Source organism: Dokdonia sp. Asnod3-C12, from assembly GCF_045063975.1.
Taxonomy (GTDB): Bacteria; Bacteroidota; Bacteroidia; order Flavobacteriales; family Flavobacteriaceae; genus Dokdonia.
In genome coordinates, this window is the sequence record NZ_JBEFNY010000003.1 from 1,972,711 (window position 1) to 1,989,703 (window position 16,993).

Annotated in this window: 22 protein-coding genes; 7 read left to right on the plus strand and 15 right to left on the minus strand. The window is 36.9% G+C overall.

All coding sequences use genetic code 11. The features are described 5' to 3' along the window. Window positions 1–29: 29 nt before the first annotated feature. Entirely contained in the window at window positions 30–1,277 is a 1,248-nt protein-coding gene (locus ACJJVW_RS08970; protein WP_298330342.1) for a 3-deoxy-D-manno-octulosonic acid transferase, read from the plus strand. 10 nt (window positions 1,278–1,287) lie between these two features. On the opposite strand, the gene ACJJVW_RS08975 is transcribed toward ACJJVW_RS08970, so the two are convergent. Beyond that, window positions 1,288–1,947, minus strand: a complete 660-nt coding sequence (locus ACJJVW_RS08975; protein WP_405251386.1) for a DUF2461 domain-containing protein — start codon at window positions 1,945–1,947, stop codon at window positions 1,288–1,290. A gap of 140 nt (window positions 1,948–2,087) precedes the next feature. Here ACJJVW_RS08975 and ACJJVW_RS08980 point away from each other — a divergent pair, with 140 nt between their 5' ends. Genes ACJJVW_RS08980 through ACJJVW_RS08990 form a run of 3 tightly spaced genes read left to right on the plus strand, consistent with a single transcriptional unit; the run spans window position 2,088 to window position 2,871 of the window. Further along, window positions 2,088–2,309, plus strand: coding sequence for a hypothetical protein (locus tag ACJJVW_RS08980; RefSeq protein WP_108877803.1), 222 nt, complete (start codon window positions 2,088–2,090; stop codon window positions 2,307–2,309). Window positions 2,310–2,359: 50 nt separating this feature from the next. Next, window positions 2,360–2,590, plus strand: a complete 231-nt coding sequence (locus ACJJVW_RS08985; RefSeq protein ID WP_405251388.1) for a hypothetical protein — start codon at window positions 2,360–2,362, stop codon at window positions 2,588–2,590. 41 nt (window positions 2,591–2,631) lie between these two features. Further along, window positions 2,632–2,871, plus strand: a complete 240-nt coding sequence (locus ACJJVW_RS08990) for a hypothetical protein (protein WP_298330332.1) — start codon at window positions 2,632–2,634, stop codon at window positions 2,869–2,871. 55 nt (window positions 2,872–2,926) lie between these two features. Here the strand turns inward: ACJJVW_RS08990 and ACJJVW_RS08995 are convergent, their stop codons facing one another. Continuing rightward, the gene (locus ACJJVW_RS08995) at window positions 2,927–3,697 is read right to left on the minus strand and encodes a LexA family transcriptional regulator (RefSeq protein WP_298330327.1); all 771 of its coding nucleotides are present in this window, start codon (window positions 3,695–3,697) and stop codon (window positions 2,927–2,929) included. Window positions 3,698–3,936: 239 nt separating this feature from the next. Between ACJJVW_RS08995 and ACJJVW_RS09000 the strand changes: the two genes are divergently transcribed. Beyond that, window positions 3,937–4,329 (plus strand): hypothetical protein, encoded by a 393-nt coding sequence (locus tag ACJJVW_RS09000; RefSeq protein ID WP_298330325.1) that lies wholly within the window; start codon window positions 3,937–3,939, stop codon window positions 4,327–4,329. 104 nt (window positions 4,330–4,433) lie between these two features. Here ACJJVW_RS09000 and fabD read toward each other — a convergent pair whose 3' ends face one another. The 4 genes from fabD to ACJJVW_RS09020 form a co-directional block, all read right to left on the minus strand. After that, entirely contained in the window at window positions 4,434–5,318 is an 885-nt protein-coding gene (fabD, locus tag ACJJVW_RS09005) for an ACP S-malonyltransferase (RefSeq protein WP_405251390.1), read from the minus strand. A 96-nt stretch (window positions 5,319–5,414) separates the two neighbouring features. After that, the gene (locus ACJJVW_RS09010; protein ID WP_405251391.1) at window positions 5,415–5,981 is read right to left on the minus strand and encodes a cysteine hydrolase family protein; all 567 of its coding nucleotides are present in this window, start codon (window positions 5,979–5,981) and stop codon (window positions 5,415–5,417) included. A gap of 20 nt (window positions 5,982–6,001) precedes the next feature. Next, window positions 6,002–6,484, minus strand: coding sequence for a dihydrofolate reductase (locus tag ACJJVW_RS09015; RefSeq protein WP_405251392.1), 483 nt, complete (start codon window positions 6,482–6,484; stop codon window positions 6,002–6,004). After that, entirely contained in the window at window positions 6,481–6,927 is a 447-nt protein-coding gene (locus ACJJVW_RS09020) for a 2TM domain-containing protein (protein WP_405251393.1), read from the minus strand. The genes ACJJVW_RS09015 and ACJJVW_RS09020 overlap by 4 nt, the downstream gene beginning before the upstream one ends. Before the next feature lie 63 nt (window positions 6,928–6,990). On the opposite strand from ACJJVW_RS09020, the gene ACJJVW_RS09025 reads away from it, so the two are divergent. Both ACJJVW_RS09025 and ACJJVW_RS09030 read left to right on the plus strand, forming a co-directional pair. Then, window positions 6,991–8,061 carry an aminotransferase class V-fold PLP-dependent enzyme gene (locus ACJJVW_RS09025; RefSeq protein WP_405251394.1) on the plus strand — a complete coding sequence of 357 codons (1,071 nt, stop codon included), beginning with the start codon at window positions 6,991–6,993 and terminating at the stop codon, window positions 8,059–8,061. A 228-nt stretch (window positions 8,062–8,289) separates the two neighbouring features. Beyond that, window positions 8,290–8,583 carry an isoamylase early set domain-containing protein gene (locus ACJJVW_RS09030; RefSeq protein ID WP_108877813.1) on the plus strand — a complete coding sequence of 98 codons (294 nt, stop codon included), beginning with the start codon at window positions 8,290–8,292 and terminating at the stop codon, window positions 8,581–8,583. A 63-nt stretch (window positions 8,584–8,646) separates the two neighbouring features. On the opposite strand, the gene ACJJVW_RS09035 is transcribed toward ACJJVW_RS09030, so the two are convergent. The 9 genes from ACJJVW_RS09035 to ACJJVW_RS09075 all read right to left on the minus strand — a co-directional run bounded on the left by ACJJVW_RS09035 (window position 8,647) and on the right by ACJJVW_RS09075 (window position 16,728). Beyond that, window positions 8,647–8,928 carry a DUF427 domain-containing protein gene (locus ACJJVW_RS09035; RefSeq protein ID WP_298330305.1) on the minus strand — a complete coding sequence of 94 codons (282 nt, stop codon included), beginning with the start codon at window positions 8,926–8,928 and terminating at the stop codon, window positions 8,647–8,649. A gap of 50 nt (window positions 8,929–8,978) precedes the next feature. Beyond that, entirely contained in the window at window positions 8,979–9,944 is a 966-nt protein-coding gene (locus ACJJVW_RS09040) for an L-histidine N(alpha)-methyltransferase (RefSeq protein WP_298330302.1), read from the minus strand. A gap of 39 nt (window positions 9,945–9,983) precedes the next feature. Beyond that, on the minus strand, window positions 9,984–11,150 hold the full coding sequence (gene egtB / locus ACJJVW_RS09045) for an ergothioneine biosynthesis protein EgtB (protein ID WP_298330299.1): 1,167 nt from the start codon (window positions 11,148–11,150) through the stop codon (window positions 9,984–9,986). Window positions 11,151–11,321: 171 nt separating this feature from the next. Beyond that, window positions 11,322–11,783 (minus strand): hypothetical protein, encoded by a 462-nt coding sequence (locus ACJJVW_RS09050; RefSeq protein ID WP_298330296.1) that lies wholly within the window; start codon window positions 11,781–11,783, stop codon window positions 11,322–11,324. Between the two features lies 1 nt (window position 11,784). Further along, window positions 11,785–12,195: an energy transducer TonB gene (locus ACJJVW_RS09055; protein ID WP_298330293.1), complete on the minus strand. Its 411-nt coding sequence runs from the start codon at window positions 12,193–12,195 to the stop codon at window positions 11,785–11,787. Window positions 12,196–12,220: 25 nt separating this feature from the next. Further along, entirely contained in the window at window positions 12,221–13,045 is an 825-nt protein-coding gene (locus tag ACJJVW_RS09060; RefSeq protein ID WP_298330290.1) for a thymidylate synthase, read from the minus strand. A 164-nt stretch (window positions 13,046–13,209) separates the two neighbouring features. After that, window positions 13,210–14,490 carry a carboxypeptidase-like regulatory domain-containing protein gene (locus ACJJVW_RS09065; RefSeq protein WP_298330287.1) on the minus strand — a complete coding sequence of 427 codons (1,281 nt, stop codon included), beginning with the start codon at window positions 14,488–14,490 and terminating at the stop codon, window positions 13,210–13,212. A gap of 210 nt (window positions 14,491–14,700) precedes the next feature. Continuing rightward, the gene (locus ACJJVW_RS09070) at window positions 14,701–16,101 is read right to left on the minus strand and encodes a NupC/NupG family nucleoside CNT transporter (RefSeq protein WP_298330284.1); all 1,401 of its coding nucleotides are present in this window, start codon (window positions 16,099–16,101) and stop codon (window positions 14,701–14,703) included. 12 nt (window positions 16,102–16,113) lie between these two features. Further along, complete coding sequence (locus ACJJVW_RS09075) at window positions 16,114–16,728, minus strand: bifunctional nuclease family protein (RefSeq protein ID WP_298330282.1); 615 nt, start codon at window positions 16,726–16,728, stop codon at window positions 16,114–16,116. Window positions 16,729–16,993: the final 265 nt, after the last annotated feature.

The following is a 16,993-nucleotide window of genomic DNA, read 5'->3' on the forward strand; positions in this document are numbered from 1 at the left end:
TTATAGAACAAAGCACTATTTTTGAAATCATGCATAAATTGTATTCTCTTTTAATCACGCTTATTCAAGCGCTAATTCCAGTAGCTGGTTTTTTTAATGCAAAGCTTAAGAAGTCGATAGTGGGGCGCAAGCATACCTTAAAAATTTTAAAAAAAGAACTCATCCCTAGTAAGCCTACTATCTGGGTGCATGCAGCCTCTTTAGGAGAATACGAGCAAGGAGTGCCCGTTCTTGTGGAGTTAAAAAAGAAGTATCCAGAGCACCAGATGGTAATTAGCTTTTTCTCCCCTTCTGGTTATGAGATTAAAAAGAATAACGCTTTCGCGAAAGCTACCGTTTACCTACCATTTGACACTCCAAAAAATGTTTCTAATTTTTTAGATATAGTATCTCCTGAGATGGTATTTTTTGTCAAATATGAATTTTGGCCGAACTATTTAAGCGAACTCCAACGTCGAAAGATTCGCACTTTTTTAATTTCAGGGGTGTTTAGGGAAAGTCAGCCATTTTTTAAACCTTATGGAAAGTGGATGACAGCATCTCTCAAAAGTTTTGAGCACTTTTTTCTGCAAAATAAAGATTCGGCAACTGCATTACAGAAGTTAGGATTTGGAAATTTTAGCGTAAGCGGAGATACGAGATATGATAGAGTGAGTCATCAAATCGAAATGGATAACACTTTAGATTTTGTTCATACTTTTAAGAATGACAAAACATGTATAGTATGCGGCAGTACTTGGACAGAAGATGATAATGTGATTGTAAATTATATCAATAGGAATGAAGGCGCAGCAAAATTTATCATTGCACCACATGAAATTAAGCCTGAAAAAATTGCATTACTAGCCTCAAGTATTAAGGGCAGAGTAATGCTATACTCTCAAATGAGTACAGCGTCACTGGCATCTTGCGATGTATTGATTATAGATACTATAGGTCTTCTTACTAAAATATATAGCTATGCAGATATTGCTTACGTAGGTGGAGCGATGGGAACTACAGGACTGCATAATATTCTCGAGCCAGCAACTTTTGGTGTGCCTATAATTACTGGAGGCAATTTTGATAAGTTTCCCGAAGCAAAAAAACTACAGCAACTCGCAGGACTTTATGCCGTAACTAATCAGGCCGAATTTGATGAGCGTCTATCTAAGTTCATCGTAGATGAAAAATTTAGAGCGCAAACAGGGATGATTGCGGGACACTTTATTAATAGTAATACGGGTGCTACAAAAGCGATTATTGACTACTTGAGTAATAAATTTACTCAAGACTAAATGATGGTTTCTAAGTTACTATAGATACAGCCTCTCTTAAGTATCTTCTAAAGGGTAGCATCTCTTTATAGACTGCAATAATTGTTTTCTCAAAATCGTCTGCTAGTACTTGTTTTTTCGACAGTGTTACCTCTACTGCAAATGTTTTGTTTCTTAATAAATCTATGTGCGGGTGCTCCTTAGAAAATCCTTTTGGAGCTGTTTTTAGTTTATCATCTTCCCACAAACCACCAAAGGTTTTTATAAAACTAGGTTTGTTGATAATAGCTTTTAATTCCTCACCATTATAATCTATAGCTTCACGGATACTTTGTAGTATCTCTTTTTTAGGCCTCCAGAAGCCTCCTGCTAGTAAATTCTGACTGAGACCTATTTCGATATAAAAATCTCCTTGTTTTGTTTTCTGGTCTAGTCCTGCGCCTATGTGGTCTTTATAAATAGGCTTGTTAGGATGAAACATCAAATTGTTATTGATGCGATTAATTGCCTTTTTACCTGGGGTGTCAAAATACTCAGGATCAAATTGGGCGAGTTTGTCATTTAAGTGATTAAGCCATTTAATGTGATTGTCTCGTACATGATGATACTCATTTCTATGAGCATCCATCCACTCTTTTGTATTGTTCTGTTGTAGTTGTTCTAAGAAATTGTAAGTGTCTCTAAAATTCATAAAAATAAAATTAACAGTTTTTACCTATAAATGAGCTAGATATTCAAAAGTTAACGAATGATTTGGAAAACATTGGTTATAAATTGTGCTTTACGGCATTATTACTAGGATACATTTGTACTCTAAACAACCACCAAATTATGAAAACAAGAAATATTACAATTATCGCACTATTAATTGCATCATTTACAATAGCAAGCTGCAGAGAGACTGAAGTAAAAGAAACTACAGTTGTAAAAGAAGTTCAGGTAGAAACTGAAAGAGAAAGTGAAGGTATCTTAGAAAGAGCAGCAAAAAAAGTTGATAATAAAGTAAACGAGGAAATTAATGAAGAGATAGAAAAAATAGGAGACGACAACTAAAACGTCGTGGCGTTCGTATATGGTTTAATTAACTATTTAATTTAATCAAAATGAAAAGAATTTTTTTAAGTCTAGCACTTGTAGCTCTTTTAGGAACGTCATTTACACTTACTTCTTGTAGAGAGAATAAAACTGTTGAAGTATCTACAGATAATGGAGATGATCTTGAAGATGCAATGGATGATGTAGAAGACGCTATGGATGATGCTGGAGATGCTATAGAAGAAGGTGTTGACGAGATCAAAGAAAATACAGGAACTGGCGGTACAGACGATAATTAAGTCTAACAACCATTTTTTTCAAACAACCAAAATTTAAAATTATGAAATCATTAAAAATAGGAGCTATAGCTCTTGGTATCCTTGCGGTATCATTTACATCTTGTAAAGAAAAGAAAACTGAAGCCGAAGTTATTATAGAAGAAGCAAAGGCTAACGGTGAGGTAACTAAGGAGAAAGATACTGACGATGGCTACAAATTAAAGGTAGAAGGCGTTGACGGTTCTGAAACTAAGGTGAAAGTAGATGAAGACGGAGAGGTAAAAGTTAAAACTGATAATTAATTATCAAGTTTATATTGTAAAAGGTCGATGACTCATAGAGTTATCGACCTTTTTTTTATGCTTTAAATTGTGTCATTTGTGCTTTGAGATCGAGCATGGATTGCTGTAGTTCTTTAAGTAAACTATTACTACTTCCTTCATCAAGATTAAAAGTGAGCTTGCTATTTACCTGCCATATTTCTTGAATGTCACTTACCGCTACTTCGTAAGGCACATACTCTTCATTTATAGATATTAGTAATACCTTCTTTGAATCTGGCATTTTCTGTAATTTCTTAACTACTACGGCATCCTGCAAGACGATAACATAAACTTTGTTATCACTAGCATAATCTAAGCTCTCTACTCCTTTTGCCAGAACCCAGTCTTCTGGTCTAAAACTAGGCATCATACTATCACCTTCTATTTGAAAACCTCTATAAGTCGCATTGCGATACTGTGGGATAGGAAAATCAAAGGCTGGGAGTTTTTGATACCACTCTACATCTGCAATGTTATTAGGATATCCTGCGGCTGCTTTTTGATTTACGAGCACCATGTTTTCATTGTCATCTTTATCGACAATAACAACCTTAGGACTTACATCACTTTTATCTGTATTGAGATGTTTTTGTTTACTATAGCCATAAATCCATAACGGATTGATATTAAATAGTCTTAATAGCTCAGTAATAACTTGTCCAGATAGTTTTGTTCTACCACGTTCTATATCTGCCGTGCTATTTTTTATCCCTAATTTATCTGCAAATTCTGCTTGAGTGAAGTCGTGATCTTCTCGCACTTCCTTAAATCTGCGTATTTCTGAAGGTAAATCGTTTATGCCCATAGGGTAAATGTATGAAAATTAGGAATAATTCCTACCATAAATTGTTTTATTAATTTTTTTGGAAAAATTCAAGAAATGCATTCCAAATCAAGATTTCTCTTAAATCGTTAATATTTTGACATAATATCTAAGAAATTTGCATTTTGTCGGTAAACACCTTATAAAGTAAACCTATTGTGTTAGGAGAATGTGAAATTATGTTAAATTCGCGCATCTAATTATCCAAACAAATTTCAATTATGAAAAGATTTATTTTAAATGTTGCTGCTTTAGCATTAATCGTAGGAGCTGTTTCTTGTAGAGAAATGGAAGAAAAAGCAAACGAGGCTGGAAATGCTGTTGAAAACGCTGCAAGCGCAACTGGTGATGCTTTAAATGACGCAGGAAACTCTGTGAAGGATGCTGCTGGAGAAGCTGCTGATGCTGCTGGAAATGCTGCTAACGAAGCTGGAAATGCTATCGAAAACGCTGCAGATGCAACTGTAGAAGGCGCAAAAGATGCTGCAAACGCAACTGGTGAGGCTATAAACGATGCTGCAAATGCAACTAAAGACGCTGCAAACGATGCTGCAAACGCAACTAAAGATGCTGCAACTAAAGCTGGTGATGCTGTAAAAAAAGCAGTAAACTAATTTATATATAGTTTACTAAAGCTAGAATGTTATTCAACATTGTAGCTTTTAGACAATAAAAAACCAGCCCTAGGGCTGGTTTTTTTATGAATAGTATTTATTATTTATTCAGGAAGTACTGCACTACTCGCAGTTACATCTCTATTTATTTTTCTTACAAGACCTTGTAATACTTTACCTGGTCCTACTTCTATAAATTCTGTAGCACCATCGGCTACCATTTGTTGTATAGTTTGTGTCCATCTTACAGGAGCAGTAAGCTGTGCGATAAGATTTTTTTGAATCTCGCTAGCACTTGTAACAGCACTAGCGGTTACGTTTTGATAGATAGGGCATACTGGGTTTTTAAAAACTGTATTCTCTATAGCTGCGGCTAGTTCTTCACGAGCTGGCTCCATCATAGGAGAGTGAAAAGCACCACCTACAGGTAGCACTAGAGCGCGGCGTGCACCTTTCTCTTTCATAGCCTCGCAAGCTTTGTTAATCGCCTCTACCTCACCAGAAATAACAAGCTGGCCAGGGCAATTATAGTTTGCTGCCACAACAACACCAGCAATTTCATTACAAACTTCTTCTACAATGTTATCTTCAAGACCTAAAACGGCCGCCATAGTAGAAGGTTGTAATTCACATGCCTTTTGCATAGCCTGAGCACGCTTACTTACAAGTTTAAGACCGTCTTCAAAATCCAGCGCACCACTTGCAACGAGTGCAGAGAATTCTCCAAGAGAGTGACCAGCAACCATAGATGGTTTAAAATCTGTCATCACGGTTTTAAGAGCTATAGAATGAATGAATATGGCAGGTTGAGTAACTTGAGTTTGCTTCAAATCCTCTGCAGATCCTTCAAACATTACATCTGTAATATTAAAACCTAATACATCATTTGCCTTTAAAAAAAGACTTTGTGCAAGAGGGTACTTTTCAAAAATATCAAGGCCCATTCCTGAGAATTGAGCTCCTTGTCCTGGAAATATATATGCTTTCATGGGTAATCCTATTTGAGTGCGCTTTCGCGAAAGCGTACTAGATGAAATTTAAAAGGTCAAAAATACAATAACTATTGTATTGATATAAGCAGGGTATTATAGAATCTCTAAAAGACTAGCGGTGTCAATGACTGTAGTAAATTCTTCATGTAAGCTCGCTAGTGCCGTCTGGTGGATAAGCTCAGAAGGATATATTGTGCCATCTATTCCTTTTCTATCAAAGGTTGCTGTAGCGTCAGAAACTAGGTAGGTTTCAAACCCATAATTACCAGCCATACGTGTTGTGGTAGAGATACAGTGATTTGTGGTAAGACCTACAATTACTAGTTGTTTGATTTGCTGGGCGTCTAGTTGTGCTTTGAGATCTGTATCTATAAATGCACTATTTACGTGCTTTATAATGAGAGGTTCATTAGGTTGAGGTACGAGATCATCTAGCATTTGAAAACCAGGTTGTGATTCATGAAGTGGTGATAGTGGATCTCGAGAGCTATGAATGCTATGATATATAGGGAGACCTAATGAGCGCCACATTGTAAGTAATTCTAATGCTTTTTCTTCTGCATTGGGATTGTTACGATTGCCTCCCCAGTGAGATTCTTCAGAAAATCCTTTCTGTAAATCTATTAATAGTAAGGCAGTCTTTTTGTCTCGAAGTTTCATGATGTACTATTTAATGAGGATTACAGCTTTTTCCAGCTTTCGAAAGTAAATCCATTTTTATGTCTATCATCTACGTCGTGAAAAACACTGCTTACTAACTCCCATTGATTTGTATTAATCTCTGGGAAAAAAGCATCTGCTTCAAATTCATTATGAACGCGTGTGAGTTCTATGTGTGTTGCATAGTCCATCCCTAATTTATAAATCTCACCACCTCCTATAATATAAGTATGAGCTTCATCCTTACTGTAAGCCAGTGCATCTTCAAGAGAATGGACTACAACAGCATTTTCTGCCTTGTAACTATGATCGCGTGTTATTACCACATGCGTGCGATTAGGTAGCGGTTTAGGGAAAGTTTCCCACGTCTTACGCCCCATTATGATGTGGTGACCAGTAGTTAATTGTTTGAAGTGTTTGAAATCATCTGGTAAATGCCAGGGGATGTTACCATCCTTTCCTAAGGCATTATTTTCTGCAGCGGCAGCGATCATTGTAATCATAGGAGCGTATTCTGATCTTCTAGTGGTAAGGAAGGATTCCTCATTACTGGACTTTTTTTTTCTGGTAATGGATGTGATAAAGCTACATCTTCTTCAAGTTCTGCGATACGCACTTTCTGTTTTGCAACAAGTCTATCAAGGTGCTTTTGTTCCCACTCCTTATTCATAAACTTGCTCATGAGCAGTACGTTTATAAGATGAATGAGGAAAAAGAATGTCCATATAAGTATTGCCCACACAAACCAAGGTTTCTGAAATGGCTTAAATTCTTCACCTACATGAAGTACTTGGTTAATAACAATAAGTAAGATTGCCCCAGCAAGAAAAGTAACAAAGTGTCTATAGAGATTCTTCTTTTGACGCACGCGTGCTTGCGCGTTTTCAATAAGTTCTTTTTGAACAGGGTCAATAGAAGTAGTAGTTTTCTTTGAAAATAGTGACATAAAATGCGACCTTTAGATGGTTATATAAAATTAGCCTTTTTGAGCGTCAATCGTAAATAGCTTATGAAAAATTTTGCAAAACTCTTTCCTATTTTAAAACAGTACACCTATCTCAATACTGCAGCATCGGGCTTATTATCACTGCCTGTGATGGAGTGGCGTCAGGAGCATGATCTCGATTTTCTTATACAGGGTAGTATTCTTAAAGAAAATCAAGCAAAAGTACTCACTAGCGTACGAGAAAAGGTAGGTAAGCTTTTCTCTTGTAAAGCAAACAGAGTAGCACTTGTACCTAATTTTTCTTATGGATTCAATACGCTTATAGAGGGGATTACTACACATAAAAAAGCACTCCTTTTAGAAGGAGATTATCCTTCGGTAAATTGGCCTTTTGAGAGTCGTGACTTTGACGTGAGTTATATAAAAATTACGGGAACTATTGAGGAGGAGATAGCAACCGCTTTCGCGAAAGCGCAACCAGATATTTTTGCCTTTTCCATGGTACAGTGGTTATCGGGTATAAAAATCAATCATGAATTCCTTAGAGAGTTAAAGTCAAAATATCCCAACACCTTATTTTTTGCTGATGCTACGCAATATCTAGGCACCGAAGTATTTGATTTTGACAATTCTGCCTTTGATGTGATAGGAGGTAGCACGTATAAGTGGATGAATGCTGGATACGGCAATGCGCTATTTTTATTTAAAGAATCTGTAGCAGAACGAGTAGCTCCTAGAACCTCAGGTTTCAATTCTATACAAGGGAAATATAAACCTCAAGAAGGTAGTTTTTTAGGAAGGTTTGAGCCTGGTCATCAAGACACGCTCAATTATGGAAGTTTAGGTGTTGCCATTGATGTAATACGACAGCTAGGTATGACAACCATAGATGAAAAAGTAAAAGTCATCAACAGTAAAGCAAAAGCAGCATTTGCTGAGAAAGGACTTATCTCAAAAGAAATTATAGATCGAGTAGATCATGGATCGTTTTTTAATATTAAAGGAGATGACCAGCTTGTAGCTCGATTAAGGGATGAAGGAATAATAACTATTGCACGAGGTGAAGGTGTGCGAGTAGGGTTTCACTATTTTAATACAGAAGAAGATCTCAATAAATTGCTGGCTCTTGTGTAGCATTAAGCAATGATTGGTTGTAAAATTTATGATTAATACAGCATTAATTTTGTGATGTGCAATAAGCAGTTATGATATTTTTAGGAAGTGCAAACGTTTTCGCTTTGTGGCTTTTTAATTTTAAAGCTCCCAATATTGTTATATCGTAAAAATAAGGTTAAACTATTGATTTAGTGTTTTTTAAGTAAATATCCTGCTATATTTGGGTGTATTTTTAAACCTCTTATTATGGCAGTCACAAAGAAATTTTTAAAAACAAAACCTGTTTGTAAAGTTACATTTGCAATACCTGCAGCACACGCAAGTACTGTAGCTGTTGCTGGTGATTTTAATAACTGGGACACATCTACATCTCTCAAGAAATTAAAGAATGGAACTTTTAAAGGAACTTTTGATATTCCTACAGAGAGCTCTTACGAGTTTCGTTATGTAGTAGATGGTGAGTGGGTAAATGAAGCAGAAGCAGATCGTTTTCAGTATAATGCTTATGCCGCTACAGAAAATAGTGTTCTTGAATTATAATATATAGAAAAAGCCATTTCTTATTAAGAAATGGCTTTTTGTGTATTGTTTCGACAAGTCGTTTTAATCAACTACTTGTATCCCTCGCCAGAAAGCAACGTGGTTTTTAATTCCTTTTGCTAGTTCGCTCACTTCTGGATAAAACCAAGCGGCGTCTTTATTTTCTTTTCCATCTACAGTAACGGTGTAATAAGAAGCGACACCTTTCCATGGGCAGGTGCTCTGCAGTTCACTTGATGTAAAAAATTCTTTCTTTATAGCGTCATGAGGGAAGTAGTGATTGTTTTCAATTACAACGGTATCATTACTTTCTGCTATCACTTGATTATTCCAAATTGCTTTCATAATAATTTTTTTTATAAATGTGAGAAGTTACTTCTGCGCTTATAACATTGTTATTTTTTCTTAAATAAATAGTTTTTATAATAGGCTTTGCTGTCTGAGAATTCATTGATTATCTCAAGTCCAGACTCACTTGCTAGCCACTCTACAATGTTGTCATCATATTTCTGACTAATCTCTGTATGTATGGTTTCCCATGCAGTAAAATCTACCTTAAGGTCGAGTGATTTTATAGTAACAGACTGGTCTTTTGTACTTACAAGATAACTTTTGGCAGTACCAGTTTCTGGGTCGTAAACTTCCCAGTGTTTAAAATTATCAGGATTAAAATCTGCATCCATTTCATTATTAATACGGTGCAGTAAGTTTTTATTAAACGCCTCGGTAACCCCTTCTGGGTCATTATAAGCGTCAAGAATAGTCTGCGGATTTTTCTTTTGATCAAACCCCATATAAAGCAAATCTCCTGGGGTCATTGCTTTCTGGATATTTGTAAGGAAATCTATAGCCTGTGGGTGAAGTAGATTCCCTATGTTTGAACCTAGTACCATGATTACTTTCTTACGTTCATTGTATCCTGCAACATCTTCAAGGACTTCAAAATAAGTTCCCTGCTGAGGTTTTATGATAATGTCTGGTATTTCTTTTTCTACACTTTCTTTAAGTCCATCCAGCACATTCTGGCTAATGTCAATAGGTAAATATGCAAAGGTGTCTCCTCTTTCTATTAAGTGCTTTAAAAGGACTTTAGTTTTCTTGCCATCTCCAGCGCCCAGTTCTATAAGGTCAAAACCTTTGCTATCTGTAAAAGCTTTTGAAATCGCTTCCTTATGCGTTTCAAAAATTTCAAACTCACAGTCCGTGAGGTAATAGGTAGGCATTGCCATAATATCTTGAAAAAGCTTATCGCCTTTTTTATCATAGATATATTTTGAGGAAAGAAACTTTGGGAAGGAGGTGAGTCCTTCTGTTACTTCTTGACTAAATGCAGATGTGATGGTAGTAGTTTTGGTCGTCATAGACGTTTATGTCGTGTGTTTTTATAAATACTTTCAATATTATTTGGCGAGGCGTAAGCCTGTAAATTGCCAGCGTAATCCGGTCTGAAAGAAATTGCGATATGTATGTCTTGTATGTTTAGATGGCGTGGCTACAGAGCCACCTCTCAAGACTTTTTGATTAACCATGAACTTCCCGTTATATTCCCCTAGGGCTCCTTCTTCCTTGGTGTAACCAGGGTAAGGTAAGTATGAACTTTCTGTCCATTCCCAGCGACCACCCCAGTCTAGTTGAGAGCTGGCGACTTCCCACTCAAATTCTGTAGGTAATCTCATTCCTTTCCATTGTGCAAAAGCAAAAGCTTCATAATAGGAGATATGTACAAGGGTCTCATCTGGATTAATTTTTTGTAATCCTTTATCGAGAGTGTATTGATACCATTCGTCACCTACTAGATGCCAGTACATGGGAGCAGTTATCTCATGAGTGTTTACCCAGTCCCAGCCTTCGGCGTGCCATAAGAGTGTTTCTTGATAACCTCCAGCCTCAATAAATGCTATCCACTCGCCATTGGTTACTAGTTTGTTTGATATTTGATAATCGTGCAAGTAGACTTTATGATGACCTAATTCATTATCGTAGCAAAACTCTTCTCCAGTGTGGCCTATCTCATAAACTCCTTCTTTAATGGCGATAAAGCTTGGTTGTGTTCCTTTTTCGCTTTCGCGAAAGCGTAATTCTCCTCCGTAAATAGGCGTGAGGGGATTGTTACCTAGGATATATTTAATATCTGTAACAAGTAATTCTTGATGCTGTTTCTCGTGGTGTATGCCAATAGTAAGCAGCTTTTTTACTGTAGGTGTAATTTCTTCTTCAAGAAGCTCTTGGAGTGCTTGAGTCACGTATTTACGATATGCATACACTTGGTCTACGGTTGGTCTTGATAGGTTGCCGCGATCTGTGCGCACGACTCTTTTTCCTACGCTCTCATAGTAGCTATTAAATACGAATGCAAAGTCTTCACTAAAAAGGGTGTATCCTTTTTTATGATGCTTAAGAATGAATTCTTCAAAAAACCAAGTAGTATGGCCTAGGTGCCATTTTGGGGGAGAGACGTCTGCAATGGGTTGCACAACGTAATCTTCAATTTCTAGTGGTTTACAGATATTCTCTGTGTGTGCTCGAGTTTCAATAAAGAATTCGACAAGGTTTTCTATAGCAATCATACATATGACTTTTATGAGTCATATAAATTTACGGGTTTTTACCATGCCGTGCTTGTGAGAAGCCCGTGACAGAAGGAATAACGTAATAAATGTTTGTTAAATGAGCAAGAAGAGCTACTCAAACAGATAAAACAGGGTCAAATCCTTATTATATATAAGGGTGTAAGAAATTTAATTCTTATCGTCTTCCGTAGCTATGATACCTTCATTTACAACTACAGTAAATGCTGTAGCAAATAAAGCATTTCCTGGTTTGTCTTTGTGGATAGCTCCCTCAAACCGTGGTAGATTTGATAGCGCCTTAATAGCTTCTTTTTCTATAGAAGTATACGGTGTACGCACAGATAACTGGTCGTAAGTACCGTTGTCTAAAATCCTGAATTGCACAAAAACTCTGTGCTTACCTTTAGGAAGAAGCGCCTCAAATTGTTTAAAATCAAAATTATCTGTAATAAGGGCTTCTACTTTGTTGCGAAAACATTCTTTGAGAAAGTTGGCATTTGCACCTTTACACCCTGGATATCTAGGCGGAGTATCTACTATTGTAAATGAGATGTCCTTTTGAATTTGTGCATGCACATTCTGCGAGAGAAATGTACATGCGCAAACTAAGCTTAATAAGAGGTAACGCATATTAAAATTTGAAAGGAAGTTTGAGTTTACTCTCTTTAGGAGTTCCACCTATATTTCCAGGTTTTAATTGTGGTATAGTCATGATAGCTGTTTTTACAGCCTTTTGCATTCCAGGCGTACCGCCAGTTACATTATTTACTACCGGCTTTCCTTCTTTATTGATAACCATATCAACTACAACGCGAGCTCCTTTTTGATAATCACTAGGAAATTTCATATTGCGCACGACATGCGTAGCGAGTTTCTGTCTCAGGCAGTTGTTTTTCTCGCTAATAGATCCTGTGCATCCTGGCCAGGTAGGAGGAACTTCATCTAACCTAAGTGTGGTAGATTTTTTCATGTAAACTCCTTCTTGAGCGTTTATCGTTGTGATTCCGGCTACAAGTGCGAGTACAAATAATAATTTTTTCATTAGATAGGTAGGTTAATTTTGGGGGTTAAATTGCCACTGCTCCTTTAATATGTGGATGCGGATTATAGTTTTCTAATGTAAAGTCATCAAAAGTGAAGCCAAAGATATCTTTTACATCAGGATTAATTTTTAATGTAGGCAAAGTACGGAATTCTCTTGAGAGTTGAAGTTCAACTTGTTCCATGTGGTTTGAGTAAATATGAGCATCTCCAAAGGTGTGTATAAACTCTCCAGCTTCGTAACCACACACTTGTGCCATCATCATTGTAAAAAGTGCATAGCTACCTATATTGAAAGGAACACCTAAGAAGATATCTGCACTGCGCTGGTATAGCTGGCAACTCAACTTTCCATCTGCAACATAAAACTGAAAGAAAGCGTGACATGGTGGAAGCGCGGCTTTACCATTTGCAACATTCTCTGAGAAAGATGCCGAGGTATCTGGCATCACAGAGGGATTCCATGCGCTCACGAGCATTCTACGACTGTTAGGATTAGTTTTAAGAGTTTCTACAATATCTTTTATTTGGTCAATCTCATCACCATTCCAGTTGCGCCATTGGTATCCGTAAACTGGACCAAGATCACCATTCTCATCTGCCCATTCATTCCAAATACGTACACCATTTTCTTGTAAATATTTGATGTTTGTATCTCCTTGTAAGAACCATAACAGTTCGTAAACAATAGATTTGAGATGTAATTTCTTAGTTGTCACCATTGGGAATCCTTCAGAGAGATCAAATCTCATTTGATACCCAAAAACGCTCTTTGTTCCTGTACCTGTGCGGTCACCTTTTTGATTTCCGTTTTCTAGTACATGTTTGATGAGGTCGTGATATTGTTTCATAGATGCAGCTGTAATTTTTCGTAAAAGAGTTGGTGTAATTGAGGTAGGTGCTATGTCCCATAAACGAATTAAGTCTTACTCTCTTATAGAGTATAAAAGTAAATACACCTTGCTAGTTGTACAACGCAAGGTGTATATTCTTATTATGAGTTATTAACGAGGTTTTATTTACCTCCTAGAGAAGCGCGATAATTATCATCTTTTTCTAGGTTTCGTTTTATCTTTTTTATGGCTGCTTCAATAGATCTTTCGGGTTCAATCACATTATATTCTCCCCAAAATTCTGGATCGCCAAATCCTAGATTTTCATCTGCCATGATGATTGATGGTGATATCTCTCCATCTTTACTAAATGCATCGGCAGTAGTAACTTTCCAGTCTGTTATTGCCATCTCACAAGAGAGTGTATAAATTGATTTAAAAAGTCGTCGTCGCTTCTTTACTTCAAAAGACAAGTTTGCTTTTCCATAGCCGTAATACCATTTTCCATTTTTCTCGCGATAATCTACTTCATAAGAGATCTCTCTAGCTTTTACTCGAACGCCATTGGGTTTGCTTTTTACAAACATTTTATTGACTTCAATTTCATTTGTAAGATCTAGTGTAAATGTTGCTTTTTGCAATGCTAGTGATGTAGCACTTACATAGAGTTGGCCGGCATATAAAGGTCCTACAATGTTAGGTTTTGGCTCAAAGCCCACTACTAGTACATCTTTACCGTTGAGCTCTGTAGGGGTTTCAAAACTAAAATTATAAGCTTCCATGGTTTCTGGTGTAAAGATGTATTCTGGATACTTCATCACATCTACGTACAAAGTGCTAAAAGGGCCTCCTTGCAGTTTTAAAGCAATAGTGTCTAGCTTAGCGTAATCTGTGCTTTTTCTTGATTTAAGTAAGCGTATTTGGTCTTCCTTGTTGCTTATGTATCCTTCCTTTTGGATAGAGACAACAGCCTCGGCTAGTGATGCATTTTTGTTTCTTTTCTTGATAGTCTCTCGATAGAATGCTGTCATCTTAAGCGGTTCACCTATGTAGTTTTCTCTCTTTTTATTAAAGACTTTTTTTACAAGCTCTTTAGCAGATTTATATCCCACAACTTGCACCTCGCTTAGGTCTAGGCTCTTTGGAGATAGGCGTATGTCAATATCACTATCAATATCTGTAATATCTTGTATGCTGTTTTTATATCCTAAGGCTTCAATAAGTAGGGAAGGACTAGTTGTGGCTTCCATTATTTTTAAAGCAAAATTCCCTTCGGTATTTGAGATGGTACTTATGTTTGTGCCTACTAGCGTGATGGTTGCTCCGCTTATAGCTTGTTTAGTTTCGCGGTCATTTATAGATCCGGTAATGGTCGTGGTGGCAGTTTGAGCCATTATTAATAATGGGAAGAGTAGTAGTATGCTCGCCCAAGTTAATTTGGTAACGTTGTAAATAGTTTTCATAGCAATGAGTTTAAGTGAATTCTCAAGAAGTCTTTTTAACACTATAAGTTAGTATATTTTCATGGCATATTTAAAATCCCGCTGTTAATTTATTAAAACTAAGAGGCTAAGATTTTAAGAATAAGGCACAATGAATGGGTACGCTTTCGCGAAAGCGGACTTATATAGTCGAAAAGAAAATGAATTATTTACAATGATGGATGTGGTTTCTTAACCAATAATCATCCCTGCAATAGTAGCCGAAATTAAGGAAGCAATAGAACCTCCGATAAGAGCCTTTAGTCCAAAACGAGACAGCTGCGTGCGCTGTCCAGGAGCTAGAGATCCAATACCACCTATCTGAATACCGATAGAAGCAAAGTTTGCAAAGCCACAAAGCATATAAGTCGCCATAATGATAGACTTTTCATTGTTGAGGTGAATTGCATTTGCAGTATTCTTAAGTTCTGCGAGCTGGATATAACCTACAAACTCGCTGGCTGCTAGTTTGATTCCAAGTAGTTGTCCCATCATTGTGGTGTCTTCACTAGCAACACCTATAAGCCACATTAACGGTGCAAAGATGGTTCCTAAGATAGCCTCCAGTGAAAGCTTAGGGTATGTAGAGTTTGCTGCAACCCAATCGTTTATTGTAGTTACTTCTCCTATCCAGCCTAATATGCCGTTTGCCATTGCTATAAAAGCTACAAATACTAGAAGCATCGCGCCTACGTTTACGGCAAGTCTAAGACCTTCTGTAGTACCATTTGCAATAGCGTCAAGAACGTTTGCTCCTATCTTGTCATTAGATACACTCACGTCTGTGTTTACCTCTTCAGTTTGAGGATATAGTATTTTTGATATTACAATTGCGCCAGGTGCAGCCATTACAGAGGCCGCAAGTAGGTGCTTTGCAAATATGAGACGCAAAGCCTCGTCCTCACCGCCTAGAAATCCTATATATGCCGCAAGAACAGCTCCTGCTACTGTTGCCATACCACCTATCATAACAAGCAGAATCTCTGACTTGTTCATTTTTTCTAGGTATGCTTTTATTAAAAGTGGCGCCTCAGTTTGTCCTAAGAATATATTGCCAGCAACACTCAAGCTCTCTGCTCCAGAGATTCCTAATAATTTAGATAATAACCATCCAAAGGCCTTAACCACCTTTTGAATAATCCCGAAATAGTACATTACAGAAGTAAGTGCAGAGAAAAATATGATGGTAGGTAGTACTTGAAAAGCAAATATGTACCCAAAGGTAGAGGTGTCACTTACCAGTCCTTGAAAAAGGAAGTCACTACCCGCGAGTGTAAAGTTGAGTATGGCTACAAATATTCCTCCAATGAAGTCAAAAATCTTTTCTATAAAAGCAACTTTGAGAACTCCAACAGCAATTACAAGCTGGAAGGCGAGGCCTACGGCTACCGTTTTCCAGTTTATCGCTTTGCGATTACTACTAAATAAAAAGGCAATTAATATAAGAGAAAACATCCCTAGTACACCACGTCCAAAGCTCTCAAGAGAAAACCCTTGAGAAGGAACCACATCCATAATGGCTTGAGGTGCTTCTTGCGCAAATGCGGTAAATGAACTTAATAATACCAATAGGGTAAGTAGTAATTTGCGCATATAATAAGTAAGTTAGTTGCGTTTTGAGATTTCATCTCTTAACTGGGCAGCAGTTTCATAGTCTTCACTATTTACTGCTTGATCAAGTTTATCGTGTAAGTCTTGAAGCGACATTTTGTTATAGTCACTATCGCTAGAAGATGTCTCGTCTTCTAATAAGATTTCGTCCATTAGGATTTCGTCATCTTCTGTAAACTCTTCAGGATTTGTATTTCCTTTTAAGAAAATCCCTGCTTTGTCTAAAATGTTTTTGTACGTAAAAATAGGCGCTTGGAAACGTAAGGCTAGCGATATGGCATCACTAGTACGGGCATCTACTATTTCTTCAATGTTATCACGCTCGCAAATAATGCTAGAGTAAAAAACGCCATCTACAAGTTTATGTATAATCACTTGTTTGATAACCACATCGAAGCGATCTGCAAAATTTTTAAATAGGTCGTGAGTAAGAGGGCGAGGTGGTTTAATTTCTTTTTCTAAAGCAATTGCAATAGATTGTGCCTCAAAGGCTCCTATAACTATAGGTAATTTACGATCTCCTCCTTGCTCCGTTAGAATCAAAGCATATGCTCCATTCTGAGTCTGGCTGTAGGAGATTCCTTTTATATTTAAACGCACTAAGCTCATAGGCTGCAAAAATAGGAAAAGTTACTTTAGTTTATAAGTTTAATATAAATGCATTCATTAAAGTCATCGTCCTTTAAATTAAGTAGTTCATTTGAAGGTAGGTTATTTGTGGTTTAACTTTCTGTTTGTGAGTTGTTTGTTTCGATTGATTGCTGCTTTGTCGTTATAAGATAAGCCTTTTTTTAGACAATAAATCGATGGTTTTCTTGATTAATTAGTCGTGTTTTACTTCATAAATACCCGCTTTCTTATTGAAGATACTGCT

Coding starts and splice junctions, on each gene's coding strand:
- ACJJVW_RS09025 (WP_405251394.1), top strand. CDS start 6,991: ATGAAAAATTTTGCAAAACTCTTTCCTATTTTAAAACAGTACACCTAT.
- ACJJVW_RS09020 (WP_405251393.1), bottom strand. CDS start 6,927: ATGTCACTATTTTCAAAGAAAACTACTACTTCTATTGACCCTGTTCAA.
- egtB (WP_298330299.1), bottom strand. CDS start 11,150: ATGATTGCTATAGAAAACCTTGTCGAATTCTTTATTGAAACTCGAGCA.
- ACJJVW_RS09065 (WP_298330287.1), bottom strand. CDS start 14,490: ATGAAAACTATTTACAACGTTACCAAATTAACTTGGGCGAGCATACTA.
- ACJJVW_RS09075 (WP_298330282.1), bottom strand. CDS start 16,728: ATGAGCTTAGTGCGTTTAAATATAAAAGGAATCTCCTACAGCCAGACT.
- ACJJVW_RS08970 (WP_298330342.1), top strand. CDS start 30: ATGCATAAATTGTATTCTCTTTTAATCACGCTTATTCAAGCGCTAATT.
- ACJJVW_RS08980 (WP_108877803.1), top strand. CDS start 2,088: ATGAAAACAAGAAATATTACAATTATCGCACTATTAATTGCATCATTT.
- ACJJVW_RS09070 (WP_298330284.1), bottom strand. CDS start 16,101: ATGCGCAAATTACTACTTACCCTATTGGTATTATTAAGTTCATTTACC.
- ACJJVW_RS08975 (WP_405251386.1), bottom strand. CDS start 1,947: ATGAATTTTAGAGACACTTACAATTTCTTAGAACAACTACAACAGAAC.
- ACJJVW_RS08990 (WP_298330332.1), top strand. CDS start 2,632: ATGAAATCATTAAAAATAGGAGCTATAGCTCTTGGTATCCTTGCGGTA.
- fabD (WP_405251390.1), bottom strand. CDS start 5,318: ATGAAAGCATATATATTTCCAGGACAAGGAGCTCAATTCTCAGGAATG.
- ACJJVW_RS09040 (WP_298330302.1), bottom strand. CDS start 9,944: ATGACGACCAAAACTACTACCATCACATCTGCATTTAGTCAAGAAGTA.
- ACJJVW_RS08995 (WP_298330327.1), bottom strand. CDS start 3,697: ATGGGCATAAACGATTTACCTTCAGAAATACGCAGATTTAAGGAAGTG.
- ACJJVW_RS09030 (WP_108877813.1), top strand. CDS start 8,290: ATGGCAGTCACAAAGAAATTTTTAAAAACAAAACCTGTTTGTAAAGTT.
- ACJJVW_RS09055 (WP_298330293.1), bottom strand. CDS start 12,195: ATGAAAAAATTATTATTTGTACTCGCACTTGTAGCCGGAATCACAACG.
- ACJJVW_RS09050 (WP_298330296.1), bottom strand. CDS start 11,783: ATGCGTTACCTCTTATTAAGCTTAGTTTGCGCATGTACATTTCTCTCG.
- ACJJVW_RS09060 (WP_298330290.1), bottom strand. CDS start 13,045: ATGAAACAATATCACGACCTCATCAAACATGTACTAGAAAACGGAAAT.
- ACJJVW_RS09010 (WP_405251391.1), bottom strand. CDS start 5,981: ATGAAACTTCGAGACAAAAAGACTGCCTTACTATTAATAGATTTACAG.
- ACJJVW_RS09035 (WP_298330305.1), bottom strand. CDS start 8,928: ATGAAAGCAATTTGGAATAATCAAGTGATAGCAGAAAGTAATGATACC.
- ACJJVW_RS08985 (WP_405251388.1), top strand. CDS start 2,360: ATGAAAAGAATTTTTTTAAGTCTAGCACTTGTAGCTCTTTTAGGAACG.
- ACJJVW_RS09000 (WP_298330325.1), top strand. CDS start 3,937: ATGAAAAGATTTATTTTAAATGTTGCTGCTTTAGCATTAATCGTAGGA.
- ACJJVW_RS09015 (WP_405251392.1), bottom strand. CDS start 6,484: ATGATTACAATGATCGCTGCCGCTGCAGAAAATAATGCCTTAGGAAAG.